The sequence below is a fragment of the Companilactobacillus zhongbaensis genome, from assembly GCF_003946515.1.
GTDB lineage: Bacteria > Bacillota > Bacilli > Lactobacillales > Lactobacillaceae > Companilactobacillus > Companilactobacillus zhongbaensis.
On sequence record NZ_RHOM01000017.1, the window covers coordinates 38,045 to 54,068 of the forward strand.

The 16,024-nt window shown below is 37.4% G+C and carries 17 protein-coding genes; 12 read left to right on the forward strand and 5 right to left on the reverse strand.

Annotated elements, in window-relative coordinates; genetic code table 11:
- Nucleotides 1-491 precede the first annotated feature (491 nt).
- The 3 genes from EKM69_RS08165 to EKM69_RS08175 all read left to right on the forward strand — a co-directional run bounded on the left by EKM69_RS08165 (nt 492) and on the right by EKM69_RS08175 (nt 3,847).
- A complete protein-coding gene (locus EKM69_RS08165; RefSeq protein ID WP_125710002.1) occupies nt 492-1,715 on the forward strand; it encodes a lipase-like domain-containing protein in 1,224 nt (407 codons plus the stop codon).
- A gap of 234 nt (nt 1,716-1,949) precedes the next feature.
- Nucleotides 1,950-2,486: a citrate lyase holo-[acyl-carrier protein] synthase gene (gene citX, locus EKM69_RS08170; RefSeq protein WP_125710004.1), complete on the forward strand. Its 537-nt coding sequence runs from the start codon at nt 1,950-1,952 to the stop codon at nt 2,484-2,486.
- A gap of 155 nt (nt 2,487-2,641) precedes the next feature.
- Complete coding sequence (locus tag EKM69_RS08175) at nt 2,642-3,847, forward strand: NupC/NupG family nucleoside CNT transporter (protein WP_125710028.1); 1,206 nt, start codon at nt 2,642-2,644, stop codon at nt 3,845-3,847.
- Nucleotides 3,848-4,441: 594 nt separating this feature from the next.
- Here EKM69_RS08175 and EKM69_RS08180 read toward each other — a convergent pair.
- Nucleotides 4,442-5,164: an alpha/beta hydrolase gene (locus EKM69_RS08180; RefSeq protein WP_125710006.1), complete on the reverse strand. Its 723-nt coding sequence runs from the start codon at nt 5,162-5,164 to the stop codon at nt 4,442-4,444.
- 224 nt (nt 5,165-5,388) lie between these two features.
- Between EKM69_RS08180 and EKM69_RS08185 the strand changes: the two genes are divergently transcribed.
- The 3 genes from EKM69_RS08185 (at nt 5,389) to EKM69_RS08195 (ending at nt 6,444) form a co-directional block, all read left to right on the forward strand.
- Nucleotides 5,389-5,673 carry a DUF1828 domain-containing protein gene (locus EKM69_RS08185; RefSeq protein ID WP_125710008.1) on the forward strand — a complete coding sequence of 95 codons (285 nt, stop codon included), beginning with the start codon at nt 5,389-5,391 and terminating at the stop codon, nt 5,671-5,673.
- 97 nt (nt 5,674-5,770) lie between these two features.
- On the forward strand, nt 5,771-6,244 hold the full coding sequence (locus EKM69_RS08190; protein WP_125710010.1) for a DUF2975 domain-containing protein: 474 nt from the start codon (nt 5,771-5,773) through the stop codon (nt 6,242-6,244).
- Complete coding sequence (locus tag EKM69_RS08195; protein ID WP_125710012.1) at nt 6,241-6,444, forward strand: helix-turn-helix domain-containing protein; 204 nt, start codon at nt 6,241-6,243, stop codon at nt 6,442-6,444. Before EKM69_RS08190 ends, EKM69_RS08195 begins: the two co-directional genes overlap by 4 nt.
- A gap of 466 nt (nt 6,445-6,910) precedes the next feature.
- Here EKM69_RS08195 and EKM69_RS08200 read toward each other — a convergent pair whose 3' ends face one another.
- Both EKM69_RS08200 and EKM69_RS08205 read right to left on the reverse strand, forming a co-directional pair.
- The gene (locus tag EKM69_RS08200) at nt 6,911-7,873 is read right to left on the reverse strand and encodes an AEC family transporter (RefSeq protein ID WP_125710014.1); all 963 of its coding nucleotides are present in this window, start codon (nt 7,871-7,873) and stop codon (nt 6,911-6,913) included.
- 22 nt (nt 7,874-7,895) lie between these two features.
- Nucleotides 7,896-9,518, reverse strand: a complete 1,623-nt coding sequence (locus EKM69_RS08205; RefSeq protein ID WP_125710030.1) for a malolactic enzyme — start codon at nt 9,516-9,518, stop codon at nt 7,896-7,898.
- 100 nt (nt 9,519-9,618) lie between these two features.
- Between EKM69_RS08205 and EKM69_RS08210 the strand changes: the two genes are divergently transcribed.
- Complete coding sequence (locus EKM69_RS08210) at nt 9,619-10,506, forward strand: LysR family transcriptional regulator (RefSeq protein ID WP_125710016.1); 888 nt, start codon at nt 9,619-9,621, stop codon at nt 10,504-10,506.
- 450 nt (nt 10,507-10,956) lie between these two features.
- Here EKM69_RS08210 and EKM69_RS08215 read toward each other — a convergent pair whose 3' ends face one another.
- The gene (locus tag EKM69_RS08215; RefSeq protein WP_125710018.1) at nt 10,957-11,877 is read right to left on the reverse strand and encodes a LysR family transcriptional regulator; all 921 of its coding nucleotides are present in this window, start codon (nt 11,875-11,877) and stop codon (nt 10,957-10,959) included.
- 668 nt (nt 11,878-12,545) lie between these two features.
- Here EKM69_RS08215 and EKM69_RS08220 point away from each other — a divergent pair.
- The 5 genes from EKM69_RS08220 (at nt 12,546) to EKM69_RS08240 (ending at nt 15,925) form a co-directional block, all read left to right on the forward strand.
- Entirely contained in the window at nt 12,546-12,950 is a 405-nt protein-coding gene (locus EKM69_RS08220; protein ID WP_125710020.1) for a helix-turn-helix domain-containing protein, read from the forward strand.
- A 12-nt stretch (nt 12,951-12,962) separates the two neighbouring features.
- Nucleotides 12,963-13,415 carry a low molecular weight protein-tyrosine-phosphatase gene (locus EKM69_RS08225; RefSeq protein ID WP_125710032.1) on the forward strand — a complete coding sequence of 151 codons (453 nt, stop codon included), beginning with the start codon at nt 12,963-12,965 and terminating at the stop codon, nt 13,413-13,415.
- 95 nt (nt 13,416-13,510) lie between these two features.
- On the forward strand, nt 13,511-14,206 hold the full coding sequence (locus EKM69_RS08230; protein WP_404825412.1) for an MgtC/SapB family protein: 696 nt from the start codon (nt 13,511-13,513) through the stop codon (nt 14,204-14,206).
- An 85-nt stretch (nt 14,207-14,291) separates the two neighbouring features.
- The gene (locus tag EKM69_RS08235; protein WP_125710024.1) at nt 14,292-14,813 is read left to right on the forward strand and encodes a hypothetical protein; all 522 of its coding nucleotides are present in this window, start codon (nt 14,292-14,294) and stop codon (nt 14,811-14,813) included.
- 506 nt (nt 14,814-15,319) lie between these two features.
- Nucleotides 15,320-15,925 (forward strand): helix-turn-helix domain-containing protein, encoded by a 606-nt coding sequence (locus EKM69_RS08240; protein ID WP_125710026.1) that lies wholly within the window; start codon nt 15,320-15,322, stop codon nt 15,923-15,925.
- Here the strand turns inward: EKM69_RS08240 and EKM69_RS08245 are convergent.
- Nucleotides 15,885-16,024: transposase (locus tag EKM69_RS08245; RefSeq protein WP_152989498.1), on the reverse strand; the 140-nt coding region annotated here is incomplete at its 5' end. The two genes, EKM69_RS08240 and EKM69_RS08245, sit on opposite strands and share 41 nt — an antisense overlap.

Here is a 16,024-nt window from a genome sequence, read left to right on the forward strand (position 1 = left end):
AAGAATTGGTCCAAAATAAGCAAACAAAAAGCCTCTAAAATGAGGCTTTTTTTGATGCTAAATATCTATGAAACATTTAGCGTAATTGTTTTAGAATTAACGTTGGTATGAAAACGGGGCAACTGAGATAGACAGTTAAAATGGAGAAAATGGTGAGTACTAATTTATGCAAGATAACGGTTAAACATATGATTCTCTCTGGCGTTAACAGAATAACGACCGCATTTTCGGGTTATAGTTTGTTGTCGAACCCGCATAAAATTGGTCGTACCAGTTAGCTAAAATTTTGACTCATAAAATATGAAATGCAATTTGTGGAACAATCGTTTAACCATCAAGTATCTGACTTTACTAAATAAGCTATCTATATTTTAAGGCCAAAAAATAATAAATATATTTTCTAAAATAGAAACAAAATATTTGTGAAACCTCTTGTAGAAATCGTTTTCATGCGGTATTCTTAGGTACATAGGGAAGGAGAGGATTTCACAATGAAAAAGAAATCAATAATCGCGTTATTATTTGGTCTGTTTTTTGCAATGATTGGTTTTGCAGGCATAACTAACACCAGTTTCGCATCAAACGACTATCCCGTCGTCTTCGTAAATGGTCTCACAGGTTGGGGTCGTGGTGAAGATGGCAACAATCTGTACTGGGGAGGTACAGAAACCGATATCGTCAGTGATTTCAACACGGAAGCTCCCGCAGATACTCCTAATGCGTTGGAAGGTACCGTCAGTCCTTTCAGTTCAAATTATGACCGTGCTGTTGAACTTTATTACTACATTAAAGGTGGTACTGTAGATTACGGTAAAGTTCACTCAGAGAAATATGGCCATGCACGTTACGGTAGAACATTCCCTGGTATTTATCCAAAATGGGATTCAACTAACAAGGTTCACTTATTAGGTCACTCTATGGGTGGACAAACTGTTCGTGAGTTGGATACATTATTACGTAACGGAAGTCCCGAGGAAGTTCAAGCTACTGGCTCAGATACTAGTTCATTGTTCCAAGGTGGCAAAGACTGGGTCAACTCAGTTGTAACTGTTGCCGCACCTTCAAACGGAACACCAACTGCTACTGACGTTGGTAACTTGAAAGTAGTCAGAAACTTACTATACACCGGTGCAATCATGGGTGTGAAAGTTCCTAAGATCGTCATCTCCAATGATTACAAACTTGATCAATGGGGTTTGACTCGTCAACAAGGACAATCAACTGTTAGTTATCTCAAATCAGCTGTTAATAGTAAGGTTTGGAAAACTACTGATAACTCATTGTATGATCTAACTACCAAGGGTGCTAATGCCATCAATGCCAGAACTGACTTAGCTCCTGACGAACACTACTTCACATATTCAGGACTAGCTTCAAAAGCTGATGGCTTAGGTCACTACAGACCTATTTCAACTATGAACTCAGTCGATGTCGTTGGTTCAGCCTTCATTGGATCACATGGAAACGATCCTAGATGGTGGCCAAATGATGGTGAGGTTCCAGTAATTTCTGCTCAATATCCATTGAATCAACAAGCAACACGTGATGATGCTGCTCCAGATAATCAAACAGGTATTTGGCAATACAATGATCCGCAACAAGGTTGGGATCATAAAGACTTCATCTTGGCAGACCCAGACCAAGCTGCAAGCCTCAAACAACCTATGATTTCATTCTACTCAGATATCATTCAAAAATTACATTCATTAGATTAATCACTTTAATACGTGTTTCAACACCAAAAATATACATTTATTATCCTATCGATGGACCACCCCCCATCGGTAGGATTTTTTGTTCGGTCAAATATGAATGATTGTGTTTGAGTTCAGTAAAATATGTTTAAATAAGCCTTACAAGTCAGGAATGATGTTTTATTCGTGGTAAAATAATGGTAATGATTTCAGAATAATAATTATTTAAATTAAAAAAACAATTGGAGTATTAATATGGTTGATGTCTTTTCTGAAGGATACAAAAAAACAGAAGCAGAAATAAAAAGTGGCAAGCAATCAGCCCTCGAGGAAGAAAATTATTTGATCGATGAGATCCCTGAAAACTGTTCATTGGTCAATATTACGATGCGTATTCCAGGTCAAATAAAAAACAATCGTTACATTAGTCGAACTTTCAATATCGTGGTTGATCGTTTCCGCAAAAAATACAAGATCCTTAAAGAGGTCTTATGGGATCTTTCCACAGGACCACAAGCTTTTTTGATCATCGAAAAGGATCCTGGTATTTTGAAACAGGAAACGATCGAATACGAAGCTAACGATCCACTAGGTGTCATTAGTGACGTCAATGTCTTTGCAGTCGAAAATGATCAAGTATCGCCGATCACTCGTGAAGAGCTAGAACTGCCTGATCGTAAATGTATTATGTGTGATAAATCTGCCAAGGAATGTAAGAAAAACCATAATCATTCTATGGAAGAAATGTATCAAAAAATCAATAAAATAATAAATGATAACGTGGATTTCTAAATAAAATGCTAGTGTGCTCACTAGTATTTTTTTTGCTTTAAAGTTATATCATGTTATTTAAAATAAAATGTACAATTAAGTCAATTTTGCAAGCATTTGATGATATCATTTATATAGCTGGAGGGGAAAAATAAAGGAGATTAAATATTATGAGTATGTATTTACTTGTCAACATTATCGGTCTCGTGGTCTTTTTAGCAATCGGTGTCTTGTTCTCTAAGAACCGTAAAAAGATCCAATGGAAATCGATTTTGATCATGGTTGTACTAAATTTAGTTCTAGCATGGTTCTTGACTAGCATGAGTATTGGTAGAGACATCGTTTCCGGTGCCGCTGCTGGATTCGATTGGCTAGTTCAAGTGGCTTATGTCGGAATCGAGTTTGCATTACCTAGTTGGGTCCACGTTAAGAGCATGGACTTTGTAACTAGTGCATTATTGCCAATTTTATTGATCGTTCCACTATTTGATATTTTGACTTATATCGGTGTATTGCCATTCATTATTAAATGGATCGGTAAAGGATTATCATTCATCACCGGTCAACCAAAGTTTGAATCTTTCTTCGCGGTTGAAATGATGTTTTTAGGAAACACAGAAGCTCTTGCAGTTTCAAGTTTGCAATTAAAGAAGATGAAAGCTGAACGTAATGTTACGCTTGCAATGATGTCGATGAGCTGTGTTACAGCTTCGATCATTGGTGCCTACATCCAAATGATGCCAGGGCAATTCATCTTAACAGCAATACCTATTAATATTATTAATGCCATTATCGTAACTAGCTTAATAAATCCCGTCACAGTAGAACCTGAAGAAGATACAGTTGCTACAATTAGCAGCACAGCAGACAATGGTAAAAAAGAACCATTCTTCTCATTCTTAGGAGATTCTATCCTAGGAGCTGGAAAGCTTATCTTGATCATTGCAGCTAACGTTATTGCTTTCGTTGCTTTAGCAGCATTGATCGACAAAGTATTACAACTAGTTAACCCTTGGTTAACACTAGAGCACATCTTAGGAATAATCATGTATCCATTCGCTTGGTTACTAGGCTTGAGTAGCCATGATTCATTCCAAATGGCTCAATACATGGGTACAAAATTAGTAACTAACGAATTTGTTGTAATGGGTAAGGTTACTGATATTATCAACAAATTCGATCCACACTTTAAGGCAGTTCTTACAGTCTTTGTTACATCATTTGCCAACTTCTCTACACTTGGTATGATCATTGGTTGTTTCAAAGGAATTGTTGATAAAGAAAAGAACGATATCATTTCTAAGAATGTAGGTTATATGCTACTTTCAGGGATCCTTGTATCACTCCTATCAGCGGGATTCGTTGGATTGTTCGTTTGGTAAGATTATTTTATGTATATAAAGCGATGCACATTTTGTGCATCGTTTTTTTCTTGAGGTGAGAGAGTAACGCGGACAGTGGCGTTTTGCTTTTATTGTGTTTGATTTGGTTTGTTGGTGGGATAGTGGTGGTAGTTTGTGTGGTGGTTCACTGCCGACTCCGGGGCCCTGGGATACAATGAAGGAACGTAAGTGCTGACGCACTTGCGCAACCGAATTTGGTGGTGGCTACGCCACCCAACAACCAAGGTCGGGAACGCAGCTGACACAATTTTGAGCTATCCGAGAAGTGCGCTCGGACATCTCAAAACTTGGTCTTTTACTAGGCAATAAATTGCCAAGTAAAATTTAGCTGCTGAGGTCTGTATCCCCGGGCCCCTCCGTCTAGATAGTGCAACAATACATATTTTTTGGGGGTGGGGACCGAGTTTTTTTGATCAAGTTGGCACTGTTTGATTGTCCTAGTTTTTTCGGTCTATCTCAGATTATATTTTTACAGTAAGTTCAAAAGATAGTTCAAGAGCAAGTTCAAGGGCAAAATAAAAGCCAAGAGCTTTTGTAAGTTCTTGGCCTGGTTAGTTCTTTTGGTTCTTTGATTTATAACCACTTGAAGATTTTTTCTACATTTTTTGTCCAAGTGTCCCAAGAGTGGTTGCCTGATACTTTGTCGAAGGTGTAGTTGTGGCTGAATTTTTTTGTCATGAAGTTTGCGAAGTCTATGTTGTCTTGGAACATGTAGTCGTCGTGTCCGCAGATTGTCATGAATTTTTGATTTTTGTTGTCTGGTGTTACTAGATTTGTTAGCTGGTTTTCTTTGATTTTTTCTGGGCTGTCAAAAATCGTGTCAAAGGTGTTGTGGGCCATTGGGGCGTCTGGATTGTTGCGGAAGTGGACTATGTCTGTTATTGGGGATAATGCTGCTACTTTGCTGAAGGTTTGGGGATTTTTTAATCCGATCTTCAATGCGCCATAGCCACCCATGCTCGAACCGGCGATGAATGTGTCTTCTGGTTTGTCGGAGATGGGGAACAATGAGCGGACTTTTGGTATTAATTCTTCTACAAAGTAAGTATAGTAGGGAATGAAGTCGGAGTCGGTGTAAAAAGCATTGCGGGCTTCTGGCATTATGACTGCAACATTGTATTCTCGTGCCAGTTTTTCGATGTTTTTGTGACGGATCCATGCTGAGTCGTCACCCGTATAGCCGTGTAAAAGCCAAAGATTTTTATAAGAAGTCTCATTTGTATCCGGAATAACGATGGTAGTTTTAAAATAAGTATGTAAATAATTTGTACGATAACTTAAGTTGATAAGTGACAATTGCAAAACCTCCAGAGATGTATTAATTCCAGTATAACAAAATTGGAGAACTGAAGGTGATTGTCAGCACCCAAGGTGATGCGAAGCAGTGTCTCGACCACTGTGAAATCTCGAGGTTACTGTCAATTAAAAAAATAGTTTCCGGAAATAGAAAACAAAATTTTATAATCACAACCATCAACTAATAACTGAGAGAAAATTATCCAGAAAGAGGGTAGACTAAAATGAATGACGACCAATATTTGACCTTTCCGTTTGAAATGGGAAAATTGAAAGAAATTAAAGTTAGAAAGATAATTCACGGAAATGAGATTTCTTTGACTGACGACGGTAAGGTCGTTAAGGAGCTCGTTTTAGCTGGGATTTCTCTGAATCAAATTCACGAGTGTGCTACTAAGTTTGATGTTGAATTTGATAATCAAGTTTTATCGATCACGGTGGAGTCTGGGCGCTTGAAAATGGCCAAAGATAAGATTTTGCAGACGATGTTACTGCTAGCTACTAGGTAATTCCAAAAATCATTCATATCGAAAAACGATAATTACATATTGATTATCGATATGCCAAATGCTACGATATCCATAATAAATATTTGGAGTGAAACATATGAAAATCAAAACTACTTTATTGAAATTAGTCACTGCAATTTTGGATTTGTTTATAGCTTTTTTTGTTTATGCTCTCTGTTGGGGAACGATTAGTTCAATAGTTGAAGATTCGGTCTTTAGCTTGCAGCTAATGTCATCGATCTTCTTATTCATTGGTGCATTAATTGCGTTTGGGATCAGTTTTTACTTATTTAAAATATTCAGATTGATGGATCGTCAGCAATTTTTTACCGAAGTATCATTACATGCGGTCAAGATGATCCGTAACTTGTTCGTGGTCGAATTTTTAGCATTATTAGGGATCATGCCTTTTGTTTATTATTCAGCTGACCAAGGTGACTCACCCGGTATGATCATCATCGTGGGTGCTATCGTCTTTTTACCGTTGGCTATTTCGGCCTTTATTTCCGCTATGGAACAAATTTTGATCAAAGCAATCAATATGAAAACGGAGAATGACTTAACGATATGATCAAGATCAATTTAGATTTATTGCTCGTAAAGCGGAACATGACGGTGACAGAGCTGGCTGAAAAAGTCGGAATGACTCAAGCTAATATTTCCATTTTAAAAAATAATAAAGCGAAGGCAATTAGATTTTCCACGTTGGAAAAAATTTGTCGGGTTTTGGATTGTCAACCTGGGGATTTGATTGAATATGTTGAAAAATAGGTATAAAAAAACCAGCAACTCTGACTGAGGTTGCTGGTTTTTTGGTGAAAATAATTTGTGGGAGATATTGTCTCCGGTTGATACATGTGATTAGGTTTGTTTTTTATGGATGGAACGGTTCTATCCATTTTTGCTTTTTTCTCAAGAATGCGGAAACTAGCTTCGCGAGATAGCGGCTTCCAGTTAACACGATTGGTTGCTTCACTAGTTTACTGGCATGAAGTAGTGCTATCCATTCTTGTTTGCTAAACTTGCTGCAGTTTGGATAGTGGTTTTTTGCTTTATCCTCAAGGATGCTGAAACGAGCTCCGGCACACAGCGGCCTCCGGTTAACACAGGTGGTCGAGGCACGACTTCGTCGCACCTTGTTCGACCACCCGCGTTAATCCTCAGCAGCTACCCGTGTGCCTCCGCTCTCTGTGTTTAAATCCTCAGCAGCTTACCAACCTCGCTGCGCTCTCTGATCTTAAATAAAGTTAATCACTTGCATTAAGATAGGTACCACGACAACGAATAGGACGGTTGAGGTTGTTACTAAGTTTGTTGCGTAGTCGACGTCACCGTGCGATTGGTCTACTAAGATTGGTAAGACTGCTAGTCCTGGAGCAGCTGCTTGAATGATCAAGGTGCTGGCTTCTAGGTTTGGTAGTCCGTGTCCTGTTGATGAGCCTAGGGTGATCAAACCGATCATGATTGCTGGTGCAAAGATGAAACGTCCAACTAAGGCCCAAACTGTATCGCGGTCAAATCTGATAGATTTAAGTCCGGCATCGGCTAAGATGATACCGATGTAGATCAATGACATTGGTGTGACGATGCCACCGACCATGTCTAATGTTTTAGTGATCCAGTCGGGGATCGGAATGGCTAGTAGTAAGAATACTAGTGAAACTAAAAAGCCGACTAGTGGCGCTGGTAATAATTTTTTCCAGTTGAAATCTTTTTTCTCACTTTTATCAACGGTTGGGTCATCACTAGAAATGAAGAAGACACCAATTGCCCAATTGGAAATAGTATTCATAACGTAGTAAACCAAGAAGTAAGGTAAACTCTTAGTTCCGAATAAGGCCATGTTAAGTGGTAGACCAATGAAAATTGTATTGGCATTTGCGAACATGTTAATGAACGTACCACGGCGACCTTTGCGGATTTTCAAGATCTTAGTCATTAGCCAAGCTACAATGTAACTAAGGGCGAAGCTTCCGAAGGCAAAAACTAATCCTCCGGATAAGCTTGCTAAGGTGTCCCGAGTTAAGTATTTCAAAACTGAAACGAAGATCGAAGCTGGTAGGGCAATGTTCATAATGATAAAGGAAATGTTCCCCTTGAATTCATCGCCTAGACGGCCGGAATTACGAAGCCAAAATCCCAATGCGATAACGATCACAATTTCAGCAACACTTTCGACAGATGTAATAAAAGCACTCATAAATATCCCTCTTAATTATATATTAGTATGTTGGTTCCCATTTCATATTAGTAACTGCAGTGTGTGCATCAGTAGCATCACTCAATTTTTCTTGGATAGCTTGGTCAGCTACACCTTCGGCAACTGTCATACTAAATTTATCTAATTTAGTAACAGGTGGTAAGACAGCAGCACCTGGTTGGCTAGGATCGACGATTCCGCCTAATGAGTGAGCAGCACGATTGATCATGCCGTCTGACAATAACTTAGCATTAACGGCCAAGGCACCTAAGCCTAGTCCTGGATATACTAAAGCGTTGTTGGCTTGACCAATGTGGTATTCAACGCCGTTGTATTTAACAGGTTCTGCAGGAACACCTGTAGCAACTAAAGCTTTACCATCAGTCCATTCGATCAAGTCTTTAGCTGAAGCTTCAGCTAACTTAGTTGGATTTGAAAGTGGGAAGATGATTGGACGTTCAGTGTGAGCGGCCATTTCTTGAATAATTTCTTTGGTGAAACTATTAGGTTGGGTAGAAGTACCGACCATGATAGTTGGGTGAACAGCTTTCATGACGGCGTCCAAATTAGTCAACTCGTCAGCATTTGCAAATTCACTACGGTCACGAGCAAATGGTTTTTGTTCAGGTGTCAAACCTTCAGTATCTGTGAAGAGAAGACCTTGTTTGTCGACCATGTAAAAACGTTTTTTAGCTTCTTCGGGGCTAAGTCCATCTTCGACCATAGCGTCATAAATCCGCTTCAAAATACCAGCACCGGCAGTACCAGCACCAAATGATAAGTAAACTTGATCACTCAATTTTTGATGAGAAATGTTCAAGGCACCTAAAATACCAGCCAAAGTGATAATTCCTGTTCCTTGAATATCATCGTTAAATGTTAAAATCTTATCCTTGTACTTATTCAAAATATTAGCCGCGTTGTTTCTACCGAAATCTTCAAAATGTAAGTACATATTTGGGAACAATTCTTCAGCAGTGCCAACGAATTGGTCAACGAAGTCATAGTATTGATCACCAGAAACACGTTCTTGGTGATTTCCAAGATATAATTTGTCGGCTAATAAATCTTTGTTATTAGTACCGACATCTAAGACAACTGGTAATACGTTTTTAGGATCGATACCAGCAGCAGCTGTATAAACCATCAATTTACCAACGGAAATATCGACACCTTGAGTTCCCCAATCACCGATTCCGAGAATACCTTCACCGTCAGTAACAACGATCAATTTGATCTCGCGACCACCAGCAGCGTTTTCCAAGATGCTTCTGATCTCTTCTGGATGATTGATCGATAAGTAGGCAGCATTTTGGGGATCAACGAACAAACGACTATAGTTTTCGATCGTGTCAGCAATAGTTGGATCGTAAACTACTGGCATAAATTCGTTTACGTGTTTGCTAAATAACTTGTAAAACAATACGCGGTTTTCGTTAAAAATGTCCATCAAGAACAAACGTTTAGCTAAATCAGTATCTCTTTGTTGATATTGAGCATAAGCTTGTTCAACTTGTTCATCTAATGTTTGGACGAAAGGAGGTAATAATCCTTCCAATCCTAAATCAATTCTTTCTTGTTCTGTAAAAGCAGTTCCCTTATTTTCAAAGGGGTTGTTTAAAATGTTAAATCCTTTTTCAACCATCATTGATGCCTCCAATTAATTTACAAGGGTCACTATACACAGCTATAAAAAAGATAGTCAAATATGGTACAATTAATAAAAATAATTTATAGGTGAAAAAATGAATATTAAAGATGTTCAATATTTTGTCAAACTGACTGAGTTGAAAAGCTATTCCGACACGGCTCATTTTTTCTCGGTCAGTCAGCCAACGATAACGTATGCCATCAAACGTATGGAGTCTGAATTTGATGCCGAATTGATCATTCGCAAAAGTTATGCTAATTCGATCACTTTGACTCCAGCGGGTCAGCAATTTTTGATCCATGCCCGTAAGATCCTACGGGAAAATAATCTGATAAAAAAAGATCTTACTCGGATCAAAAACGATAAATTGAAAATGGGCTTTCCTCCTATTATTAGTGATTACTTGATTCCTCAAGTTTTTGATCAGTTTAAAGATAGAGGTTTATTGTCACGAATAAAACCAGTGAGATCCGGATCTAAAGAACTTTTACAACAGTTGTATGATGGTAAGATCGACATTTCTTTACTAGGAACGACCAGTTTCCCCAAAGCAGCTAATTTTGATTTTAAAATCATCAAAACGCATCATTTCAAAATAATCGCCAGCGACCAGCGCAAGTTTAATCAGCCGATGTCGATCAATGAATTGAAGAATGAAGACTTTTTGATTTTAGATAGTAGTTCTGTCCATCAATTGATCATCAACGGATTGATCGAGCGATATAATGTTTTTACCAACGTGATCTACCAAACTGGTGATTATAAGTTGTTGCTAGATTTGGTCAGACAAAACAAAGGTATCAGTTTTATAGCTGAAACAGCATTGCAAGGTGAAGATGGTATTCAAGAATTAGAAATATCCGATGTAGACTTCCCACCTTTTTATTTGATGCTAGTTTATCGGGCTTCCACTCGGAAAGGACCGGTATTACAAAAAGTCATTGATATCTTTGACTCTCTTGGAGATGAAACAGGGGACTAATTATTTGAAAAAGTACATTAATGCTTGTACTATACAGTTGTAATCAGAAATGATTACATAACAGATATAGAAAACAATACTAACTCCTATATAATCTATTTCATAATCAATATCAGATAACAGACCGTTTAGCCGCCATCGCAAGATGACGGTTTTTTTAGTTTTTCATAAAAAAATAAATAGTAAGATATTCCTTATCTGTACTATACAAAATACTTTATAAATAATATACTGGTATAGACCTAGTGATCATGAGTCTATTCGTACGACTATAAACTACACTTCGGGTATTATGATCATTTGGAATGACATCATTAGGGGTGGGGAGCCCCTGCATTTAATATTTATGAATGGGATAACTATTACAGATGACATTGGATGATGTCATACAAAAAGCCAGTATTCATTAACGTGAATACTGGCTTTTACGTGGTTCCTATAATAATGATTTTAGTTATTTACAGGTGTAGCGGAAGTTTCGTGATTTTTGAAAAAATCAACGAACCAATTTTTTGTATATTTAACAATATTACTTGAATACGTATTATTTAAATTACAAATATTAATGGTCCAAGGATAAACTGGATCAAGATCTTCGTGATCAATTTGTCCAGAATAGTTTTGCATGATCGGCGTTGGAACTATCCCAACAGCATTAGTCATTTCCTTACACATATTAAGAATCAAGTCCCAAGCGCTAGTTTGGAAATAAAAGTCCTTATTAATATGATGCTGTTGGAAAATGCTTTGTAATTCGTGTGCTAAAATGAACTCATTATTAAATGTCACGATGTTTTCCTTACTGATCTCGTCCAGAGGAATTGGAGAATGTAGCTGACTAAAGCGATGCTCCTTGTTGAACCAGACTGAAACAGAATCACGAAAAATCTCAACTGTCTCAACGGATGGATCGATGACTGGTGAAGGGATGATTGCTAAGTCTATCTCTTGACTAATCAACAGTTTCTTCAGTTCGTAGCCACCACGTTCGACTATTTGGAGATTAATATCGGGATTCACACGAATGAATTTCGGAATAGCCTCAGTAAAGACCGTCGAGATTATAATGGAAGGGATACCGATTTTCGCAGTTCCCCGTTTTAAATTAGAACTATCGCGCATGCTCTGCATCATCTTGTCGAAATCAGCACTAACTTGACGTCCATTTGCGATCAAGTCGTCACCTAAAGGAGTCAATCCAGTAATACGTCCTTTACCATGGGTAAATATTTGGATCTGTTCACTTTTTTCTACCTCATTGATGAGCTTACTCAAGGCCGGTTGAGATACCCCCAAGATTTTAGCACTTCTAGTTAAGTTAAAGTCGTTATTAACGATGGTAATTAAATATTTAATTTGATGGATATCCATGTATGACCCCTTCAATAATCAATCGGTTGTTTAAAAAAATATAATTTTATTCTTGTAATATAATCTCATTGTTGCAATTTAAGGACAAGGTTGATTTGTGGAATTTCATAAATAACATCAAAAATAAATGATAAAATGCAAATATAGATGTCGATAATGCTGTTCAAAGAGAAAAATGAATTTTAACGTATTACAATTAGTTATTATGTCCATAACTAGTTGATATACAAGGATTATACCGTAAAAAAATAATGAAACTTAATACAACCCCAATCATATTACAATTGACTATGTAGTGCAAATTTGATTGGAATAAATTTAAAAGTTCAGTTTATAGATCATCAACAGTTTGTGAAACAAGTATAAAAAAACGGGGTTTTTAGTGAACTGATACTTATTATTTTTTAAAAGATAAGCAGAATCCACAAGGCTATCATTTATTAATAATAAAAACGAAAAAATATTTTAAAATATTAAACCATAATAAATTATTCACAATTTATTAGAGATTTTGATAACCGTTTAACGAATAAATCGTATTTGCACGCATTTATTTATTATGTGGCTAAAATCTATTATCATATGTTCATGGTATTTGATTTCTAAACTAATTCGGTTTTTGGTTATGGTATAATTTTCAATACAAAGCAATTAGGAGCATTGATTAAATGAAATACACTACGGAACAACAACAAGAAATAGCTCAGTATGCAATTGATCACGAGCGTGATTTCAAGGCAACTGGTGCCAAATATGATATTTCCTACCAACAAGTTGCCGCCTGGGTCAGAAAGTATGATCCGGAAAATCAAGCTACTCAAACACCAAAGAAGAAAGAAACCAAGAAAGCCACAACGAAGAAAGCTGCAGCTAAGAAAACTGCATCAAAGAAAGCTTCAAAGAAGTTGCAGCAAAAGACTCCTGTTGAAGAAGTTGAAAAGTCAAAATCAACTACTAATAATGGTGAGAATGATTCAGAACAAACATCAACATTAGATATTTTAAGTCGACGCGATCCAGTTTTAGAAAAACAACTAGAAGATGTTAAACGTCGTCTAGGATTGATCAAATAAGGGATGGATAATATGAAGACTGTTATTTTTGTATGTCTAGGTAATATTTGTCGCTCACCAATGGCCGAAATGATGTTTAAAGACTTAGTCAAACAAGCAAACTTGGAAGATCAATTTGAGATCTCCTCCATGGCAACATCAACTTATGAAATTGGTAATCCGCCACATCCTGGTGCAATTGCTGAGTTAAACAAGCGAGAAGTCCCCGTGATCGAGCATTTCGGTGCGCAGATTTCCGATGAGGATTTCAAACGTGCCGATGTTGTTATTGGGATGGATGAACAAAACATTATCGATTTGAAGAATATGGCACCTGCAGGCTGTTCCGATAAGGTCAAAATGGCTTACGATGTTTTAGGTGTTCATAAAGTCATTCAAGACCCATGGTACGATCATAAATTTGATCGGACTTACTCTGAATTAGCAGAGGTTTTGCCAGCTTGGCTAAAAGAGCTGACTAAATAATTACGTTTAAATTCAATAGCAGAACTATTGAATTTTTTTATTGGAAATTTTCAAATTTTTATCATTAAAGAGGCGAGTTCAAATTGACTTTTCAATTGGACGCTGTAACAGTAATTGCTAGGCTTTTACTAGCAACGGTAATATCGGGGGTTATCGGGTATGATCGAGCTCAAAAGCATCGTCCCGCCGGGATCAGGACACATATTTTAGTGTGTTTAGGAGCTTGTATTATTGCTTTGATCCAAAAAGAAATCGGCTTCAATGCTTTGGAGATAGCTAGACAATACCCACAATATAAAGGAATAGTTCGTGCAGATGATGCTCGATTAATTGCTCAAGTAGTTAGTGGTATCGGCTTTTTAGGTGCAGGAACGATCATCGTAGAGCACCATTCGATCAAGGGATTAACTACTGCCGCCAGTTTATGGGTCGTAGCTTGTTTAGGACTAGCTGTAGGCATGGGCAATTACATAATTGCCATTGCTAGTTTTGTTGTTGTCTACGGCGTGATTGCTTTTTTAAAGCGTTTCGTTCGGGTGAGCCCGGTCCGCAACTTAGAAATTCAATATTTAGACAAAGCAGAATTTAAGCAATTTATAAAAACATATTTTGCTGATGAAAACATTGTCGTCAATAATGTTAGTTTTAAAGCAAATAAGAATGACGGTAATTACTTATATACCAGCACTTTTGAAGTGAAATTGCCACGTAAATTAACTTATGTTAAAGTAGTTGAAGATTTGTCAATGAACAACAATATTACGATGGTAAACGCAGTAACACCTGGTTAAATATTTTTAGACTTTTAGATTAGGGGATTTTATGATACTCACGGTTTTATTCGGGGAATTGATAGTAATATTGATATTAGCGCTTTTGGCACTCGTCATAAAGATCAAATGGGTCCAAGTGCTAGCCTGTAGCTTATTAATAATCAGCTTTTTCTTCGTTGCGTACTACGCAATCAATCCAACAATGATCCAATTCACCTCAACTTTTCCATATGTTGAGACGATCGATACCGTACAGGCTGATCTAAACGATCGAAAAGCGCAACAAACGGTGGATGAATTCAAGGAAAGCGCTCAAGACTACGATTACGTAACATACGCTGAATTGAGCCAAAACAATTCCTTATATCAAGGAAAAATGATCAACCAATGGGGCAGAGTTAAAAAAGTTATCGCCAACAACAAAGTTGGTCGAGAACTAGTCCTAGATTTAGATGAGGCAAATACGTCAAGTTTAATAGTGGTTGATTATCATTTAAGCGATTTGGCCAAAGGTATTCCAAACGTCAAGGTCAACGACCGAGTTAAGGTCTTTGGCGAAGGTTCATCTTCAGAAAATGGAGATGGAAAGCCAGTGATCAACGCTCATTTTATAAAATACGAGTAAAAAAAGACCGCAATTTGCGGTCTTTTTTTTGTTTTTGTGTTTGAATTTTTTTGAGGATGTAGTTTGTGTAGGTGGTTCACTGCCGGTTCTGCGGAGGGTTCCGAGAATTGCGCTGTGGAACGGTGTGGGCGTCGATTGAAGCTATCCGAGGAAGTGCACCTCGGACATCTCCAATACGAGCCTTCTTCTAAGCTCCTTCGTCGCTAAGAAGAATTTCACACCTGACAGCGAATTCTCTCCACCCTCCACAGAACCTAATTTTAAACAAAAATATTTTTTGTGTGGGATACGGTACTTATTTTTATGGAGGAATGTTGTTTGGAATTGATAGTGATTCTTAGCATTTTTCGTTCCTAGGATATTTGATTGATTACTGATCTGGTCGATCTTTGTTAGTTGATATCATCGTCTCGATGAATGGAAAATTATAACAAGGTGTCCCGAATTATTGTTGTAAAAACATGTTAATCTAAATAAAGGAATAAGGAAAAGAAGGGCGTGGTGTTATGGCTGAATTTAGGCGGAAGGCTCGGAAGTTTGATTTTGAGCAACGGGTTGAAATTGTTGAGTGGGTTATTCAACATGATAAGGATTATCGGGCTGCTGCAGAGAAATTCAAGGCTTCTTATCAGCAGGTTAATAATTGGACGCGGAAGTATTTGAAAGATGGCGTTGATGGATTGAAAGATCGGCGGGGACAAAATAAACCTGTAGATCCTAATGATGAAGAACAAGCGCTGAAAATTGAAAGAAAGAAATACAAAGAACTTAGTTATCATGTAGAAATTTCCAATAGATTTTTAGAAAAGTTTAGAAACTCAGTATCAACAGACTTGAGTCATCATCGCAATCAAGGAGAATACATTGCCATTAAACAAATAAAAGATGAAGATCCACAAGTTCCAATCGATTTATTAGTGAAAATTGCCGGAGTAAGTAGCTCAGCATATTATGATTGGCTAAAATGGCAGCCGAACGAAAACGACCGATTAAATATGAACATTTATAACTTGTTAAAACAAAACTTTGCGCAAGAAATTTGGGCAGATAATATACCGTATAAGAACGTGTTTAGAATCTTTTCAAGAGTATTCGCAGGAAGGCTAAGCTAATCATCATCTTACTGGTGTTCAGCTTTCGCTCACAATTGCGCCAGAGGCGCCGATATTTTCCTAGCCAGCTAAAACTGCGTTCGATAACCCAGCGTTGCG

Excerpts from the sequence above, each read along its gene's own strand:
- EKM69_RS08165 (WP_125710002.1), top strand. The coding sequence starts at position 492 with ATGAAAAAGAAATCAATAATCGCGTTATTATTTGGTCTGTTTTTTGCA.
- EKM69_RS08200 (WP_125710014.1), bottom strand. The coding sequence starts at position 7,873 with ATGAGTGCTTTTATTACATCTGTCGAAAGTGTTGCTGAAATTGTGATC.
- EKM69_RS08190 (WP_125710010.1), top strand. The coding sequence starts at position 5,771 with ATGAAAATCAAAACTACTTTATTGAAATTAGTCACTGCAATTTTGGAT.
- EKM69_RS08175 (WP_125710028.1), top strand. The coding sequence starts at position 2,642 with ATGTATTTACTTGTCAACATTATCGGTCTCGTGGTCTTTTTAGCAATC.
- EKM69_RS08225 (WP_125710032.1), top strand. The coding sequence starts at position 12,963 with ATGAAGACTGTTATTTTTGTATGTCTAGGTAATATTTGTCGCTCACCA.
- EKM69_RS08210 (WP_125710016.1), top strand. The coding sequence starts at position 9,619 with ATGAATATTAAAGATGTTCAATATTTTGTCAAACTGACTGAGTTGAAA.
- citX (WP_125710004.1), top strand. The coding sequence starts at position 1,950 with ATGGTTGATGTCTTTTCTGAAGGATACAAAAAAACAGAAGCAGAAATA.
- EKM69_RS08195 (WP_125710012.1), top strand. The coding sequence starts at position 6,241 with ATGATCAAGATCAATTTAGATTTATTGCTCGTAAAGCGGAACATGACG.
- EKM69_RS08205 (WP_125710030.1), bottom strand. The coding sequence starts at position 9,518 with ATGGTTGAAAAAGGATTTAACATTTTAAACAACCCCTTTGAAAATAAG.
- EKM69_RS08220 (WP_125710020.1), top strand. The coding sequence starts at position 12,546 with ATGAAATACACTACGGAACAACAACAAGAAATAGCTCAGTATGCAATT.
- EKM69_RS08185 (WP_125710008.1), top strand. The coding sequence starts at position 5,389 with ATGAATGACGACCAATATTTGACCTTTCCGTTTGAAATGGGAAAATTG.
- EKM69_RS08240 (WP_125710026.1), top strand. The coding sequence starts at position 15,320 with ATGGCTGAATTTAGGCGGAAGGCTCGGAAGTTTGATTTTGAGCAACGG.
- EKM69_RS08215 (WP_125710018.1), bottom strand. The coding sequence starts at position 11,877 with ATGGATATCCATCAAATTAAATATTTAATTACCATCGTTAATAACGAC.